The sequence below is a fragment of the Thalassomonas actiniarum genome, from assembly GCF_000948975.2.
Taxonomy (GTDB): Bacteria; Pseudomonadota; Gammaproteobacteria; order Enterobacterales; family Alteromonadaceae; genus Thalassomonas; species Thalassomonas actiniarum.
The window spans coordinates 336,729-353,497 of sequence record NZ_CP059735.1; the positions used below are offsets into that span (position 1 = coordinate 336,729).

13 protein-coding genes are annotated in these 16,769 nt (G+C 46.9%); 3 read left to right on the forward strand and 10 right to left on the reverse strand.

From position 1 onward, the window contains the following. Positions 1–9: 9 nt before the first annotated feature. The gene (locus tag SG35_RS01560) at positions 10–2,043 is read right to left on the reverse strand and encodes a winged helix-turn-helix domain-containing protein (RefSeq protein WP_044834033.1); all 2,034 of its coding nucleotides are present in this window, start codon (positions 2,041–2,043) and stop codon (positions 10–12) included. Between the two features lie 221 nt (positions 2,044–2,264). Here SG35_RS01560 and SG35_RS01565 point away from each other — a divergent pair, with 221 nt between their 5' ends. After that, a complete protein-coding gene (locus SG35_RS01565) occupies positions 2,265–3,476 on the forward strand; it encodes an alpha/beta hydrolase-fold protein (RefSeq protein ID WP_044834034.1) in 1,212 nt (403 codons plus the stop codon). Positions 3,477–3,566: 90 nt separating this feature from the next. Here the strand turns inward: SG35_RS01565 and SG35_RS01570 are convergent, their stop codons facing one another. From SG35_RS01570 to SG35_RS01595, 6 genes are all read right to left on the reverse strand, one after another. Next, positions 3,567–3,938: a VanZ family protein gene (locus SG35_RS01570; RefSeq protein WP_044834035.1), complete on the reverse strand. Its 372-nt coding sequence runs from the start codon at positions 3,936–3,938 to the stop codon at positions 3,567–3,569. A 1-nt stretch (position 3,939) separates the two neighbouring features. Further along, entirely contained in the window at positions 3,940–5,361 is a 1,422-nt protein-coding gene (creD, locus tag SG35_RS01575) for a cell envelope integrity protein CreD (RefSeq protein ID WP_053043189.1), read from the reverse strand. Between the two features lie 108 nt (positions 5,362–5,469). Next, positions 5,470–6,894 carry a two-component system sensor histidine kinase CreC gene (gene creC / locus SG35_RS01580; RefSeq protein ID WP_044834036.1) on the reverse strand — a complete coding sequence of 475 codons (1,425 nt, stop codon included), beginning with the start codon at positions 6,892–6,894 and terminating at the stop codon, positions 5,470–5,472. Beyond that, positions 6,894–7,589 (reverse strand): two-component system response regulator CreB, encoded by a 696-nt coding sequence (gene creB / locus SG35_RS01585; protein ID WP_044834037.1) that lies wholly within the window; start codon positions 7,587–7,589, stop codon positions 6,894–6,896. The genes creC and creB overlap by 1 nt, the downstream gene beginning before the upstream one ends. Positions 7,590–7,719: 130 nt before the next feature. Further along, entirely contained in the window at positions 7,720–8,481 is a 762-nt protein-coding gene (locus SG35_RS01590; RefSeq protein WP_044834038.1) for a TSUP family transporter, read from the reverse strand. Between the two features lie 101 nt (positions 8,482–8,582). Next, complete coding sequence (locus tag SG35_RS01595; protein ID WP_044834039.1) at positions 8,583–9,908, reverse strand: S41 family peptidase; 1,326 nt, start codon at positions 9,906–9,908, stop codon at positions 8,583–8,585. 161 nt (positions 9,909–10,069) lie between these two features. Between SG35_RS01595 and SG35_RS01600 the strand changes: the two genes are divergently transcribed. Beyond that, positions 10,070–10,981 (forward strand): LysR family transcriptional regulator, encoded by a 912-nt coding sequence (locus SG35_RS01600; protein WP_044834040.1) that lies wholly within the window; start codon positions 10,070–10,072, stop codon positions 10,979–10,981. Between the two features lie 198 nt (positions 10,982–11,179). Continuing rightward, a complete protein-coding gene (locus SG35_RS01605; RefSeq protein ID WP_053043191.1) occupies positions 11,180–11,872 on the forward strand; it encodes a metal-dependent hydrolase in 693 nt (230 codons plus the stop codon). Between the two features lie 40 nt (positions 11,873–11,912). Here the strand turns inward: SG35_RS01605 and SG35_RS01610 are convergent, their stop codons facing one another. The 3 genes from SG35_RS01610 to SG35_RS01620 all read right to left on the reverse strand — a co-directional run bounded on the left by SG35_RS01610 (position 11,913) and on the right by SG35_RS01620 (position 16,728). Continuing rightward, positions 11,913–12,995, reverse strand: a complete 1,083-nt coding sequence (locus tag SG35_RS01610; protein ID WP_044834041.1) for an MBL fold metallo-hydrolase — start codon at positions 12,993–12,995, stop codon at positions 11,913–11,915. Positions 12,996–13,566: 571 nt separating this feature from the next. Next, on the reverse strand, positions 13,567–14,241 hold the full coding sequence (locus tag SG35_RS01615; protein ID WP_152646693.1) for an ABC transporter ATP-binding protein: 675 nt from the start codon (positions 14,239–14,241) through the stop codon (positions 13,567–13,569). Positions 14,242–14,298: 57 nt separating this feature from the next. Next, complete coding sequence (locus SG35_RS01620) at positions 14,299–16,728, reverse strand: ABC transporter permease (RefSeq protein ID WP_044834043.1); 2,430 nt, start codon at positions 16,726–16,728, stop codon at positions 14,299–14,301. Positions 16,729–16,769: the final 41 nt, after the last annotated feature.

Genomic DNA, 16,769 nt, shown 5'->3' on the forward strand with positions numbered 1-16,769 from the left:
TTTATGCTTTTAATGAAACATCACGATCTCTTTTTTGCCGCGCACATAATTTAAGTAGAGCAACCTTTGGTTGTTGAGATCTATATCATCAATCCTCACGGCGGCAGGACTCGGGCGATTCAGCAATTTTTTGCTGTTGCTGCCCGGGTGATATAACCAGATGCCGCCGGCGCTGTCGCTAAAGGCGATATTATCCGCGGCTATTAAAAACTTCTTATAAGCAATAACCTGGTCCAGTGGTATTTTTTCACCGGCAGCCAGTGTAAATACTTGCCCGGCGGCATTACTGAGATATAACTTCTTTCGGCTGTCCAGTTGAGCCCAGGAGGCCTGTCCCCGGTGTAATATTTGGGATTCGCCGCTGCCGATATCAAATAACCTTATTTCCTGATTTTGTCCCGAAGTGGTGTTTAATAGCAGCCGGCTATCATCTAACCATTGATAAATGTTGAGTACCGAAAAGGTGTGCGCTAACGGCTCTATAACCCCTTGGTGGTCCAGCAAGTGGAGTTGGTTGTTGATATTAAGGACCAGCAGTTTGCCTGTATCCGACCAGATAAAAGATTGCAGCTTTTGCTCCGCCTTTAGCCGGGTAAGTTGTTTCAGGTTATCGCCGTCGTCGTACCATACCTGGTAACTGCCGCTGCGATCTGAGGCAAAGGCGATCCCTTTACCAAGCGGATGATATTTTGCCGTGCCTTCGTTGACTGTGCTGCGATATAACACCTGGCTGGTCGTTTCTTTATTATTGGTTTGCCCCCAGCTTAACTGGGCAATATCAAAATCGGCAATGCCCAGGGTTGCGGCAACCCGGTGGCCGTCGGGGTGATAGGCGGGGTCGGAAATGGTTTGATAGGTGGGGATCGGGTATTCGTGAAAGTTGCCGTCCAGTGACATTTCAAACAAGGAACTTCTGTTGGCCACCAGTACCTTGTCTCCCTCGGGGTGCCAGTCCATACCTATCCAGGTGTGAAATTGGAACTTCTTCGGCAGCCGCAATGGGGCTTGCTGAAAATTGCCGGATTGGGGATCCAGGGTGAGCAGGTTGATCCTGTTGCTGCTGTCAAACTGCAACAGGGCCAATTTATGCTTACGCGGGGAATAAGATAAGGCATAGGGATATTTGCCTTCTTGCTTATAGAGCAAGTTTGATTGTTGCGTTGAGCTATCTAATGTTAATACCTCGGCGTAATCCTGGTGCTGCCGGGTAAACGCCAGCTTATGCCCGCTGAGCCAGCTCAGGGAATATATAAGGTGAGTACAGGAATATAAACTTGTCGGGGATTGCGGCAGGTTTTTCGCCAGGGTAAACGATAAGGTGTTAATGCTCATACATTCGCCCCCGTCCCGGTTATCGGCAGCTAAGGTCATTTCGGTAAAAGCAAGGCGGCTGCCGTCGGTTGACCAGGCGACTTTGCCGTAAATGCTGCTGTCTTTTGTGATCCTGAATTCGCGGTTTTCCTGCAAATCTTTTACCCAGAGGTGATTTTTTTGCTGTCCCTGATGGCGCTGAAAAGCCAGGTAGCGGCCATCGGGTGAAAAGCTTGGCCGGTACTCGGTTTCATCTGTGGTCGTCACCGGGGTGACATGGGTAAATACCATAGGTTGGCGGGCGGGTTGTAAAGTAAAATAAAACGTCAGTGCAGTGATCAGCAGCAGGGAAAGCAGCGCGGTTACCTTTGCTGTTTTCGATAGCTTAGCCGTGTTTTTTTTGGATGTTGGTATTGTTGTAGGCCAGTGCACTCGGGCAACCAGGCTATAGCCCATTTTCGGATGAGTCGCGATATAGTTTTGCGCTTTGGCGCTGTCGTTAAATGCCTTGCGCAATTGGGCGATACAACGTTGCAGGGTATTGGCTTCCACCACCACATCCGGCCACACCTGCGCCAGCAATTCCTGATGAGAGACGATTTCCCCCGGCTTGTTAGCCAAAAGCAATAACACTTTTAACACCTTGGGCTCTAAGGTCAATACGGTTTGCTGATGGATGATTTCGCTGCGGTTAATATTAACGCGAAATTCTCCGATATAAACTTCACTCATTCATTATCTCAAATACAGGTGCCGGTAATACTTGATCAAGGAAAGAAAAAGTATATTTCAAGTCAAGATGAATACCTAGTGAAATCTGGCTGTAAGCCAGGTTTCACGCGTTCATCAGTTAATCATCAGCTTTTTATCAGCACTAAATCAGGCCGTTTGGCTTGTTGTCCGCAGGCATTTATTGACAATGAAAGCCGGTTTATTTTTTACGGACGATTTATATGAAAAAGCTTAGTTTGCATGCTGTTTTTATCCGGGGCTGTTTGACTCTGTTCTCTTTGCTCTCTCTTGCTGTCTTCGCCGGTGAGCCGGTTGTTTTTGGCCACAGTGAGAAGTTTTTCTCCAAGGTATTAAATGAAGAGCGCAGCTTACTGATTAAGCTGCCACAGGGATATCGGCAAAGCGGCAATAAAACATATCCCGTGCTTTATACCCTGGATGGCCAAAGTCATTACCGCAGAGTTGCCGGCACCCTGGAATGGCTCAGCGATACCGCGGAAATGATCCCGCAGCACATAGTGGTTGGCCTGGTGGCCGATAACGGCAGGCAAAGGTTGCGTGATGCCAGTCCTTTTAAAAGGGCCAGTTATAAAAATGGCAGCGAAGCTTCCGGCGATACCTTCATCCGTTTTCTTAAGACAGAGCTTATCCCCTATATCGATAAGAAATACCGTACCCGGGCTTTTCGAACCCTGGCCGGACATTCTGCTATGGCCAGGGGGGTCTTGCATATCATGAGCTCAACCGATAACTTGTTCCAGGCCTATATTGCCATGAGCCCGGCTTTATCCGATCGGGAGCGTAACAAAGCGTTTGTTGAGAATATTGGCAACAAAATCAGTGATCAGGATCGAAGTGCGACTTTTTATTACCAAACCTTGGGCAATGAAGCGGTTTACCGGGGAAATTTCGAGCGTCTGTCAAAAGTCTTTGCAAGCCGGGCCCCTGAAAATTTCACCTGGTTTAGCGAGTATTATCCGTTAGAGACCCATATGTCGGTGCCGAGTAAAACCCTGCACAATGCCATGCTGGCGTTAGCGCATTATCGCGGCTGGACAGCAGCGCCGTCGGTAGTTAATCAAGGCCTGGCTGCGGTAACAAAGCACTATCAAGCACTGGCTAAACAGCAAAACAGGGCGGTATCACCGCCGGAAGCGTTATTGATCAACATGTCTTACGACGCCTATTTTGCTAAAAAATATCAGCAGGCGGTAGCGGGGTTTGAGCTGGCGGTGAAACTTTATCCGGGATCCGTTAATGCCCGTGACAGTTTAGCCGACGGTTATGAAGCGGCCGGACAATTAGCAAGAGCCTTAAACCAGCAAAAAGTGGCGGTGAAGCTGGCCAAAGAGCAAAATGCCGATAATCTGCAACAGGTTCGGGAACATTTGCAGAGTCTGGCAGAAAAAATCCAGGCAAAGCCTTTGTCATAACAGGCCAACGGCAGGACATCTTTTAGCTAAGGGCGTGGTTATTTTTGAAGGGGTCAGGGCTTGAGTTGCGCCTGACCCCGGCAAGTTCAGCTAATGCCTGGCTTTTCGCTTATTGAACATCATGGTGAAGATGATGATACCAGCGATATCTGCGCTGATATCGGCAAAGTCAAAGGTTCTGTTGACTAAAAACAACTGGCTCATTTCCTCGATAAGGGCCAGGGATAACACCAGCAGGGCGCCCAGCGGTAGCGGGTAGCCTTTAACCATCAGACATTTGTGGTTAAAGGCGATCACGGTCAGCTGGCTCAGGGTGCCGTATAACACCAGGTGGCCCAACTTATCGCCGTATGGCAGTGAGCGCACCAGCTCGAAAAAGATATTGTTATCGCCCTTGTTGGCGGCAAAGATATTCCAGCTTATAAACAACAGGAACAGCAGTGCCGGTATGATACGCAACATGTTATGGCTCTTCTTTGGCAGCTAAGGCGGCATTGTGCTTGCTGTTTAACTGTTCGCCGACCTGGTACCAGTCGATGTTCCGGGTGGTGAACATCACAATCGCCAGGCAAACAAAGGTTAACAGTGCCCCCATAACCAGGGCCAAGTCTTCGGCGCTGATGATGATATAAAGCGCGGTGTAAAGCAGCAGCAGTAAAGCGGCAAAGGCAAATGCCTGCTTAAAGCCTGCCAGGACATAGCGTAAATACGAGAGCAGCAAACCGGTACAGGCAAGGGAGGCTACCAGGTAGGCCAGTAGAAAAGCAATATGCTCGGACAGGGAGATCAGCAATAAGTAAAAGATCGCGATGGCAAATCCCACCAGGGTGTATTGGATCGGATGTATCGGCAATTTCATGATGACTTCAAAGATAAAAAAGCTGATAAAACTTAAGCCGATAAATAACATGCTGTACTTTACCGAGCGTTCGGATTGCAGATAAATATCTACCGCTTCAATATGTTTGATGCCAAAATCGCTGGTAAATAAGGGCTGACAAACCCTGTTTTCACATTGTGTTATTTTGTCGCTGATATTGCTGGCAAATGACGTGATTTTCCAGTTCGCCCGGTAGCCGTCTTGGCTGATGTTACGGGATGCAGGTAAGAACTCGCCGATAAATTGCGGATGGGGCCAGGTCGAACTTGCCTGGACCTTGGCCGCTTGTCCAACCGGGATAAAGGAGATGGCTTCCATACCCCGAAGTTCCAGCTGAAAAGTAAACTTGATAGGCTCGCTCAGGCTGCCGGTTGAAATATCTGCGGCGGGCTTGTCTGATATTGGCGGCATTTCAGGTAAGTAAGCATGCAGGCCTTTGTTATTTTCCAAAAGCTTGCTACCCGGTTGGAAGGGAATTTTTTTATCCTGCCACATCAGTGTCGGGATACTGTTGATACCCCTGGGATCTGAGACTGTGGTGGTGATATAAGGCCGGCCCAAACGGCCGCCGTGTGCTTCATTTTTGATCTCTTTTAGCATCGCCTGCCAGCTATCGGTATTGATTTGTCCGCTGATATCCAAACGGGTGGTATAAACCGGGATCTTGTAGATGCCTTTATGGCGAATGTCGTTGGTTATTTGGGCGTTGATCTTGATGTTGTCGGGAATAAGAAACCTGCGCTTGGCAAGCTTACTGATGTGCAGGGTTTTCTTTTGGCTTACCTTATCCACCAGGGTGGTTTCCCGGTTGACCTCATAGGGAAAAACCACCATGGCGGTCATGACTGTCTGCTGTCCGGTCCAGCTCTGGCTGACATCCTGTTTGGCCCGGGTTAAGAATTGCGATCTTTCGCTGATTTTATCGGCAATCATGCCAAGCGGGATCAGCAACAGCAGGGTTACAAAGCCGATGATGGCGAGTTTTATCGATAAGTTTTTTTGCATAAGGCACTCCTGAGGGTTTTTTTGCTCAGGATAAATGCCTTGTGTGGGCGGATTATGTGTTTTGTGTGTGCTTGATAAAAATAACCAAGGTATTTATCTGTGCTCCGGCTATGTAAGGTTAAGGGTTAACCGGGCGCAAACCCCTTTTTCCTTGTTGTTATCAAGTTCAATAGAGCCCAGGTGTAATTCGGCAATTTGTTTGACAAAACACAGGCCGAGCCCCGAGCTTTTCTTTTGTGAATCAGGGCGTGGCAGGGAGTAAAAGCGCTGAAAAATCTTATCTAAAGCATACGCGGGAATACCGCAGCCCTGATCCCGGATAAGTATGCTGGTTTGTATCCCCGGGGAGACCTTAACCGAGATGGTGCCGCCTTCGGGACTGAAATCCAGGGCGTTTTGCAGCAGGTTATCTATGGCCTGTGCCAGCAGGAAGCTGTCTCCCGAGATAAATAATTGTGACGGCATCTCGCTGGTGATGGTTACCGAACATTTGGCCGCCCGGGTTTGTTTGCTGCTGATGACCTGATTGATCACCGGGATCAAATCCAGGCGTTCAACTTTTTCTAAAGCATCCTGTTTTTCCACCGTTACCAGGGCCAGCAAGCGGTTGATCATTTCATCGATACGTTGTGCTTCATATTGAATATTGCCGATAAAGCGGCTTTGATCTGCTGCCGCCATTTGCGGGCTTAAGATCTCGCTGGCGCCTTTGATAGCGGAGACCGGGCTTTTTAGTTCATGGGTGAGGGCATGGACATATTTTTCCACATAGTCTTTGCCTTCAAGTTCGCGGCGCATATCATCGATGGCGGTGGCCAGTTTGGCCAATTCCGTTTCCCGAAGAGCCGGTACCTTTATTTGTTGTCCGCATCGGATAGCGTCGGCGTACTTGACCAGTTTGCGGATGGAGCGGGTCAGCCAGAACGACAGGGTTAAGGCGGCGATTAATGACAACAATACCAGGGAGAGGCCGCGTTTTTGGATGTTGGTGCGCGCCATCTCAATAAAAGGCTGTACGGTAACATTTGGTTTGGCGACCGTTAATACGCCGATGATTTGCTGTTTGTGTTTGATCGGCGCGGCGACATGCATCACGGTACTGAATTCATTATCGGGATCTGACTTAGTGCTTCTTGCGCCGTATTGTCCCCGTAAAGTCAGGTAAACATCATTCCATTGGGAGTAATCTTTGCCGACATCCCGCCTGGCCGAGTCATATTTTACTGTGCCTTTGGCATCGGTAATATAAATGCGGATATCGCTGGTTTGTTTGTTTATCGAAGAGATTTTTGCCTTGTGTGAGCGCTGCAGAAAGCTGTCCATGTCGGCAGTAAGGTGGCGCAGATCATCCGGGGAGGCGATGTATTCCCGGGTGACCATTTCTGCCAGTAAATTCGACATGTCCACCAGGGCGTCTTCTGTCGACTGGCGCATGCCGGGTTTTAATTCCGACATAAAAACATCCAGCAACAGGTAGGCGGCTACACCGAGGATCATGAAATAAGCCAGAAATATCCGTAAGTTGAGACTCACTAGTGATGTACCCGGCGCAACTGAATGCTGTAACCGACACCCCTGTGGGTCACTAATGAGGAATCATTGGGGTCTACGGCTCGCAGCTTGGCGCGTATGGTTTTTATATGGGTATCGACGGCGCGATCAAAACTTTCTTCCGGGGTCGGCCACACCGCATTCATCAGCTGTTCCCGGGTAAATACCCGTTCCGGCTGGCTCAGCAGCAGCTTTAAGATGCCGTATTCATAAGCGGTAAGTTCAAGCTGGCTGTTGCAGTAGCTGATTTGCCGTTTTTCTTCATCTAAGGTGAAGGTTTGCCCTGAGGCGGCAGACTGATTTGTTTGGGCGCGTTGGCGCTTTAAAATGACTTTCACCCGGGCAACCAGTTCGCGGGGGCTGAAAGGTTTAACCACATAATCATCACCGCCAATTTCCAGGCCGACTACACGGTCGATTTCTTCACCGCGGGCGGTTAAAAAGATGATCGGTACCTCTGAGTTTTTGCGGATGGTTTTACACACTTCAAAACCGTTGATGTCCGGCAGGCCGACATCGAGAATAACCAGATCGACATGACTGGCGCTTAACCGCTGCAGGGCTTCTTCTCCCAGGCTGACCCAGGTAGCAGCAAACCCTTCTGATTTCAGGGCATAGGTGATGTTGTCGGCAATGCTGGATTCGTCTTCGATGACCAGGATATGTTTTTTTACCACTTGTCCTTCTTATGCCTTATATCTGAATAGCTGACGGATAAATATCAGGTTTCAAGGTTACAGCACAGGAGCAAAACCGTAAACCCGGTTTAAGGAGCTATTAACCGGATCAGAAAGTTGAGCCAATAGCTTAGAAGGTAAAACCGTACTTGACCAACATGGCAAAACACATAGTCACCACAAGGTATCTCAGGTATTTTACCTTAATGGTAAACAGGCAATGGGAGCCGAGCCTGGCGCCGATAACCTGCCCCAGGATCATGATGAAGCCCAAGGCCCAAATTACCTGCCCGGCAACAAGGAAAACCAGCAGTGATGCCATATTGGTGGAAAAATTCAGGGTTTTGGCGATGGCGGTTGCATCAATAAAGCCCCGTCCGTTTAAAGAAACCCCGGCAAGGGCAAAGAAGGAACCGGTTCCCGGACCAAAAAAACCGTCGTAGCAACCAATCGAAGGGACAACCAGTCTTTGATAGTTTTTGGCAGACACTTTTGCCTGCTTGCTTTGCTTATCCAGGGCCGGGGCCATAAGAAAATAAATACCAATAAAAAGCATCACCAGCGGAATAACAAAACTTAATACCCGGGTATCAACAAACTGGATCATCGTTGTACCAACAGCTGCCCCGATAAAAGCAAACAACATCAGCGGCTTAATTTCATCCCAGCTTACCTTTTTGTTTTTCAACATCATATAGCTTGCCGTTGCGGTGCCGGTACTGGCCTGTAACTTGTTGGTTGCCAGGGCGGCAACCGGCGGTATGCCGCTCATCATTAATGCCGGTACGGTCAGTAAACCGCCGCCACCGGCTAAGGTATCAAGAAACCCGGCGACAATAGCGATAAAAAACAAAAAGGCTAATAACTCGATGGAGAAATGGGCGAGTTCCAAAATAAGCTCCCTAAAAATAATGGTTACCTTTGTGTTTGGAAAAGTAACTTAAAAGTTTGGCTATAAGATCAGCCGGGCAGCACCTGACTGATCTCGAGTGGTTACCAGGTTTGCATTAATTTATTAACCAGTTGCCGCGGCCGGGTTTTATCATAAGCGATAGTAATATCCGGTGTTACCGGCTCCATGTGGTGGCCTCCTTTAGGGCGTGTCAGCATAAAGCGCGGGGCAAAAACCTTTAATTGAGAATGCGGTAAAACAAATCTTTGTATCCCGCCGGTCTGGCCGCTTTTGCCGCCGGTTGCTTCCCCTACTAAGGTGGCAAATCCGTGATCTTGTAGTGTATTGGCAAGTAATATTGATGAGGAGTAGGTATAAGCACCGATCAACAGATAAACTTCACCTGCAAATCTAAGGGGGTTATCATTTTCTACCAGGTTGTTGGCGCTCAGCTCACCTGAAATTACTTTGCCTAACGGCTTGTCTTCACTTTGCCTGCCTTCAATCACTTTTACTTTATAGGTAGAGGCGTGGCGCCAGGGTTGCGTAGCAATATAAGAGACTATGCCTTTTTTCCACATATCATCGTCACCGCCGCCGTTTTCCCTGATATCAATGATGAGCTTTTGTATGTTAAGGGCTTTTATCTCTTTAAATGCCGCTTCGATAAAGGAAAAATAACGTTTTCTATCGGGCCAGTTAAAGGTCTTGATGGTTAACATGGCGCTTTTGTTGTCTAAAATTTCAAATTGAAAGTTATCTTCAAAGATCTTATTGCTATTAACTGCGGCATGGCTGGCAGCTACGGTGATATTGTTGATGGCCGTCTTTTCACTTTTATCAGTTATATCAAGGGTGAAGGTTTCAGTATTACCAAAATACAGCCAGTAATAGCTGGCAAAACGTCTGGCTAATATCGCCCGGCGATGACGCAGGCTGTCGCCGTGTAAGCGAGTTAATAATGGTTTCAGCACATCGTCAATTGGCATGCCGTTGATTTTGTTAATGGCATAACCTTTAAGCTTTGATGGCTGGCCGTCAATTTTACCTGTGATCACTAACTTGGACTCATTGAAAACCAATGCAAAGGGAAAAAGCGCGCCGCCATTTTCGACATGTTGTCGGGTTAAGGCGCGGGTATCATCAAAGGCTATCCCGGTATGACCATCGGTTAGCTGGCTATTTAAAACTGTAACCTGACGCCAGAATTGTTGGACTGAAACCGGCTTTTTGATGTTTTCTTTTAAGGTGGCAACATTCCGGTAAAATTTTTTTGGATCTTTAACCGTATAGGATAAATCCGGGTGGGTTTTTTCCAGCCATTGCAGCCATGATGTCAGATCTTCTTGTATTTGCTTGGGTTGTAGTTTGCTCTCTAAGTGACTAAGTGGTTCTGCCGCCAGCGGTAAGGCTAACAGCCCAGTCATTATTGTTATTAATAGTCTTGTAAACATTTGTGATCCCTTGGTGATCTCGTCTTTGCTCGATTTAATAAGTCTCGGCTTATCTCGCCGGTGAAAAGATTGTACCCGGACTCAATGTAGATTAAAATTAACATAAACTAACTATAAGATTAGGTTTGCACTTAATGATAAACAGTGATGATTTGCGCTTTTTCCGCATTATTGCCAATCATTCTTCGCTGGCGGCCACGGCAAGAGCGTTAAATGTAACGCCGCCTACGGTTACGCAAAGACTGCAAATAATTGAACAAAAACTTAAGCTTAAACTGGTTGAGCGACATGCAAGACAGATCAGCTTAACCGACGAAGGTTTGTTGCTGGCGGAACGCGCCCGGCTGATTTTGGCGGAAATGGATGACCTGCATGAGGTGCTTAACAGCCAGCAGCATGAAATTTCCGGATGCTTAAAAATATTAGCGCCTTTGGGCTTTGGCCAGGAATATATTGCGCCCTTAGTTACCGAGTTCCAGGGGCAGCATCAGAGCCTTTCGGTAGAACTTGAACTCTCAGATAATCCCGACTGGTCAAGCGGCCACGCCTGGGACATTATGATCTATATCGGAGAGTTGAGAAGTTCGTCGTTGAAACTGTCCGTACTGGCAGCGAACAGACGTTTTTTATGTGCCTCTCCGGCTTATATTGCCAGATATGGCCAGCCGGAAACACCGGCGGATTTACGTCAACATGCCTGTATTGCTTTAAGAGAGAATGCCGAGGATGTCACTATGTGGCGTTTTACGGCTAACGGCAGCGATAAGCAGGAGGCTGTCCGTATTAATCCCAGACTTGCCAGTAATGACGGCCGGGTCATCAAGCAATGGGCATTGGCTGGTTGCGGCATCATACAGCGCTCCGAGTGGGATGTAGCCGCACAGTTAAAAAGTGGTGAGTTAGTCAGGTTATTAAGCGATTACCAACTCCCCTCTGCCGATATCGTGGCTTTACTGGGCACCGACTTACGCGCGCGCTCCGCCAGAACCAGTAAATTTCTTGAATTGCTGAAGGAGAGGTTTGTGCAGCAACCCTGGAATCAATAACGGTCAGCTTACTATGTTAGGCCGTTATTTTAGGTAAAAAAACGGGGCATAAAATATTAGGGCATGATAACTATTGGTTATAGCAGCTTAATTAGAGGGGCGTTGATGTGTTTTAACAATATAAGAGATTGTCAAAGCAAACCATTTGCCCCAGAATGGCTTGTTTGGATTTAACGTTTCCATTGATTAGGATGTTCATTGGCTAATTTTTCTACCCATATAAGCGCAAGTATTATCTCCAGCTCGGTATTAGGCACTGTGGTGCTGGCCACGAAAATTGCCTCTATGCCGGAAAGTTTATTGCTCATTGTGATCGGTGCGCTGTCTGGGTTGTTGCCCGACCTTGATGCCGACGATTCAACCTCGATTGGCTGGCTGTTTTCCATCCTGGCCTTTACCCTTGCCGCCAGCTTTGTCTTGGTTTATCCCTTGTCTTCGCTGCTGGGGATCTGGGCGGCAGCCGTCACTATTTATGCAACCACCTGGTATATTATCAAACCCTTATTTGAAAAAATTACCGTACACAGGGGCTGTTTGCATTCCATCTTGGCGGTGGTGATGTTTGCGCTGCTTGGCATTATCATCAGCCTGCAATTGAACGCTTCATTGAATATGGCTTTGCTGGTGGCGCTGTTTGTTATTTTAGGGTCGCTGACACATTTACTGCTGGATGAGTGCTATAGCGTTGATTTATCCAATAACCGCTTAAAATCATCTTTTGGCACGGCGATGAAGCTGCTTGAAATTCGCTATCCGCTGGCGAGCTTGAGCCAGTTTATCATCGTCTGTAGTGCAGGCTATTACCTGTATCCGCAACTTCAGCCAATATTAACCGTCTTGGCCCGTTGGCAAGAAAAACTGCAGCATTTAACGATCATGCCGAGCTTTTAACCTGCCCCCGGGCGTAATCATCGACCAGGTCTGCGGTTTGCTATAACACCACAGCTTCGCCTTCATTGAGGATATGTAAAGGGATTTCAGATTTCATTTCCTGATGCATATTTAATAACCGCAGCAGGGCAGAGTGAGTGCTGTGATCACCCATTTTCCAGCTGGCGTTGCCATAACCCCAGGGGATCATCACTTTACAGTTCAGCTCTTTGGCCGCCAGCAGCGAGTCTTCCGGGGTGGTATGCACATAGCGGTACCAGTCACCGTTTTGTTCATGGAAATAGGAGGCTATCGGCATTAAGCAGACATCCATATCACCGTAACGTTGTTGGATATCGCTAAAGTGTTTGGAATAACCTGTGTCGCCGGCAAAAAACAGCCGCTGGCCCCGGTGCTCGATAACCCAGCCGCCCCATAGCGCGGCATTGTTGTCTTCGTACAGGTAAGGTACCCAGATACGGCTGCTGAAATGGTGCGCCGGGACAAAATGAATGTTCAGATCGCCTAAGGATTTTGACGAGAACCAGGTCATTTCATTGATACGGTAACCGTCCTGGGGGAAGTGCTCGGCAAAGCCGAGAGGCACAAAGTATTCGGCCTTGCTGCCTACCTGGGCGATATCATCTTTATTGAAATGATCGTAGTGGATATGTGAGTACAGGACGGCATCTGTGTTGGTGATTTCCGATTTTGTCGGCCAGGCGCCCGGTCGGCGGTTGAATCCTTCGCTGAGGCGAAACGCCCAGTTGACCGGCCAGTCAAACTGCTCGCTAACGGGATCAAACAACAAGCTGGTGCCGTCGGGGTTTTCAATATAGAAGCTGGCATGCCCGAGCCAGCGGATAGCAAAGCCGGTATTTAAGTCGGGTGGGGTCTGCTGGCCAATAAAACGGCAATTTTCTGCAGGTGTCTTGCAGGCAACTAGCTTTGATGGCCGGTAACAATTTTCAGTACAAGTTTTTGGATAAGTTTTTTTGCCCGGATATAAATTGGAAAAACGTGTGGGATCCTTTGAGTCATCCTGGTATCTGACAACTGAATCAGGCTGCTTGACATGTTCTACGGTATTGTTTGTGCATCCAAGTAACACAAAAACAATTAAGCTTAAAACTGGCCATTTCATCTAACGCTTTCCTTCGACGTTTATACTGCTCGGCGCTATGTTACGGATATCAGGTGGTTTGGCAAGTATTAGCATCATTTTTGCTGATGTGAATGATGCGGATGTGTTCAGCTAAAAATAACAACCTGTTATTTTTAGCTCGCCTGAGGGGGCTTGTGTATGGTGCCGGGCGGCTAGTAACGTGAGGCTGTTTGTGCTTCAAGCTCATCATCGGGCTGGAGCTATTGTGAATAAATAAAAAGAAGAATGGCCATCGCCGGCCATTCTTCTTTGAGGGCGTTGGCTTATTTTATTTGATGAGGTAAGAAAGCAGCGTGCCCCAGATAAATATGCAGGGCAAAATCTGAGCATGAGTGAGATTAGCTATCATTTGGGTTTTTAGCCATATCACCTGTTTTATACTGCGTTTAATCGTTGGACGGGTATGGCGTCGGTGCAATAGCGAACTGAATATTTGGCCGGTTAAAATAAGTGATTGTTCAAAGAGCAACGTTTTGTCTATTAACTCCCTCCTGGTCCAGAGGAAATTATACCAGCTGAAATGGTGCCCAGGAGCAACAGGCCACTACCTTCAGCGCAATACACCATCTTCTAATTGGACAACCCGCTGACTGCGTTTTGCAAACCTGGCGTCATGGGTCACCATACAGATAGTTCGTCCTTCATCATGTAGTTCATCGAATAAGTCCATGATGGCGCCGCCATTTGCGGTATCGAGATTACCCGTAGGTTCATCCGCCAGCAAAATAGACGGATCCACCACTAAACTTCTTGCGACAGCAATACGTTGCTGTTGGCCTCCGGATAACTGTGCTGGGTAGTATTTGGCACGATCGGCCATATTCACTTTTTCCAGTGAATTCATCGCAATTTCATGACGCTCTGCTTTTTTCATTTTCCGGTAAGACAAAGGCAAAGCGACGTTTTCTAAAACCGTTAAATCACCTATTAAATTAAAGGCTTGAAAAATAAAGCCGATTTCTTTATTTCGAATTTCAGCGCGTTGATAAACATCCAAGTCGTGTACTTTATAGCCGTTCAACAAATATTGCCCGCTGGACGAGGTTTCAAGCAATCCCAGAATAGACAGCAAGGTAGACTTACCACAACCTGAAGGACCTGCAATACTTAAGTATTCACCGGCATTGATAGTTAAATCAACTCCCTTTATTGCACTGGTTACCCCGGCATCGCTGGTAAAGTCTTTGGTCAGTTTTGTTAATTTAATTAAAGCTTCATCAGTCATTATTTTTTCCTTCATTTTTATATAAGCGAGCTGTCAGTTCTAGCTTAGTCATTGTTTTTATTGTTCTCTCAACGCATGGCTTGGCTGGACAGCCGTTGCTTGCTTCACCGGTAGTAAAATAGCCAATGCTGCAAACAGCGAAATGGCTGTTCCGGTAATTAAATACATAGATAAATTCAGCGCCTGCGTTTCAAATAGCACCCTAGCTAACATCGGTGATATAAACACCATAATGAATGCCCCTATGGCTATACCTATTGCACAAAGTGACATACCTTGCACCGCAAAGAGCATACGTATACGTTTTGGATTTGCCCCCAGTGCCACTCGTATGCCTATTTCTTTTCTTCTTTGACTGACGTTATAGGCAACAATGCCAACAACGCCACTGAGTGCAATAGCAAATGCCAACACCGCAAACATAGTGACTAATTGACCGACCAGGTTAGCCGATGACAACGACTCGTCTTTAAGGGTCTTAAGTGTCGTTATGCCCTGGACCGCTTGCTGAGGATTAATTTCATGGATGGCATCCGTGATACTGGTGCTTATGGTGTTTAATGGTACTTTTGTTCTGATCAGCATCTTGATCCAGCTCCAGCGAGTATATTCGATAAAGGTGCTGTAAAATGTTGGCACGGGGGCGATATCAACGCCCATTTCTCTGGTATCGGCAACTACACCCCGTACGCTCAACCAGGTTTTGCCTTTATCTAAAGAAATTCGTTTATCAATAGGGTTTTCAGCGGCGAAAAATAATTCCGCAAAACGTTTATTAATCAAGATAGAACCTGGATTATTTTCATCGTCACTTTCTTGAAGGTATCTCCCTTGCAATAAAGGGATAGCAAGTACCTGGTGATAGTTGGGTGAAACCACCGCTCTTAACGCATCGGGACGCTCGCTGCTGTCTATTGGAGGACGTCCTTCAATTTGAAAAAAGCTTAATTGCCGGCGACCTTCGGTCATTGGAAAAGTGGTCGAGAAAGCAACTTGCTCTATTTCAGCTTTACGCTCTAAGCGGTGCGCCGTTTCCCGTGCAAAGTAATGCCACTGTTTCACTGTGTCATTAGAAGCTCCCGGCCCCATTTGCAGGGCAACGATTTCGCTACTGTTAAAGCCGGTATCTTGGTTATTCAAGCGATACAAACTCAGGCTAACCAGGGTCGCACTGGTGATAACGATAAACGCCAAACTAAACTGAATGATAAGTAATACTTTACGAAGTCGGTTACTTGCACCACTTGCCGTGATATTGCCACTGCCTTCCTTTAATGATTCATTGATATGGCGCTTTTGAAAGGCTGCTGTGGCGCCGCTAATAACCCCGGTTAACATTGAAATGACTAAACAAAATACAAATACACTCCAATTAATTTTAACTTCACTTGCCAGTGAGGTGTAATGGGCTGCAAAACCAGCGAGCAAATCATTGGTAAAAATGGCAATAATCAGTCCGAGTAAGCCACCCGTTAATGACAAAAGAATACTCTCAGTTAATACTTGCCGTGCAATTCGTCTGGGGTTGGCACCGAGTGCCTCTCGTATCGCAAATTCTTGTTTGCGGTTAGCGGTGCGGACTAAGTTGAGATTAGCCACATTGGCACAAGCAATAAGTAATACCAGTGCGGTAATAGCCATTAACAGGTAAAACGTCGGGCCTGACTGAGCTGCCATTTCGGTTTTTAAGGGGATCAAGGTGTTACTTAGTCCTTGATTTTCAGGGTAAACATCTGGGTATTCTGCGATTAAGTGTTTTGATATGTTGTTAAGCTCCAAACTCGCTTTTGCCAGGCTAGAGTTTGCTTTTAATTTGCCATACAAGGTCAGCATGGTTCGGCTTCGATCATTTATTGCATTACTACTGCCTCGGACAGGGCATGAAGGGGCCGTTACCCAGATGTCGTTTTTAACCGGATATGCTGCCATTGGTGGTAAAACCCCGATAACTTGATGAGCCTTATTATTCATCTGTAAGCTCGTACCAATAATGTCAGGGTCACTGCCAAACATTTCACGCCAATAATGGTGTGATAAAACAATCAAGGGTCTCGCACCCTGCTTATCTTCTCCCGGTAAGAATGTTCTCCCTAGTATCGGCTTAACGTTCAGCATCTCAAAATAGTCCCAGCTGACAGTACCCGTTTTCAAGCTTTTAGGATCGCCATGGCCAAGTAAGGTGAAACTCATTTGATGGTATTCAACTAAGTGAGATAAATGCTCATTTTTCTGACGATAGTCGAGCATGGTTGGAACGGAAACCTGAACGTCATTTCTATTTATTTTTGGCTTGTTGGTATTGATCTTTACCAGGCGCTCTCCGCCACTAAAAGGCAAAGGGGCCACTAATACGTTGTAAACGACATTAAATATTGCTGCATTAGCACCAATTCCCAGTGCCAGAGTCGTCACTATGAGGGCACAAACCGCCGGAGTTTTCATAAAACTCCGATAAGCAAATTGTATGTCTTCTATTAGCGTCTGCATGGGAGAATTATCCTTATTATTATCTTGTAAAAAGTATATCG

Excerpts from the sequence above, each read along its gene's own strand:
- SG35_RS01620 (WP_044834043.1), bottom strand. The coding sequence starts at position 16,728 with ATGCAGACGCTAATAGAAGACATACAATTTGCTTATCGGAGTTTTATG.
- creD (WP_053043189.1), bottom strand. The coding sequence starts at position 5,361 with ATGCAAAAAAACTTATCGATAAAACTCGCCATCATCGGCTTTGTAACC.
- SG35_RS01570 (WP_044834035.1), bottom strand. The coding sequence starts at position 3,938 with ATGTTGCGTATCATACCGGCACTGCTGTTCCTGTTGTTTATAAGCTGG.
- SG35_RS01565 (WP_044834034.1), top strand. The coding sequence starts at position 2,265 with ATGAAAAAGCTTAGTTTGCATGCTGTTTTTATCCGGGGCTGTTTGACT.
- SG35_RS01595 (WP_044834039.1), bottom strand. The coding sequence starts at position 9,908 with ATGACTGGGCTGTTAGCCTTACCGCTGGCGGCAGAACCACTTAGTCAC.
- SG35_RS01615 (WP_152646693.1), bottom strand. The coding sequence starts at position 14,241 with ATGACTGATGAAGCTTTAATTAAATTAACAAAACTGACCAAAGACTTT.
- SG35_RS01610 (WP_044834041.1), bottom strand. The coding sequence starts at position 12,995 with ATGAAATGGCCAGTTTTAAGCTTAATTGTTTTTGTGTTACTTGGATGC.
- SG35_RS01600 (WP_044834040.1), top strand. The coding sequence starts at position 10,070 with ATGATAAACAGTGATGATTTGCGCTTTTTCCGCATTATTGCCAATCAT.
- SG35_RS01560 (WP_044834033.1), bottom strand. The coding sequence starts at position 2,043 with ATGAGTGAAGTTTATATCGGAGAATTTCGCGTTAATATTAACCGCAGC.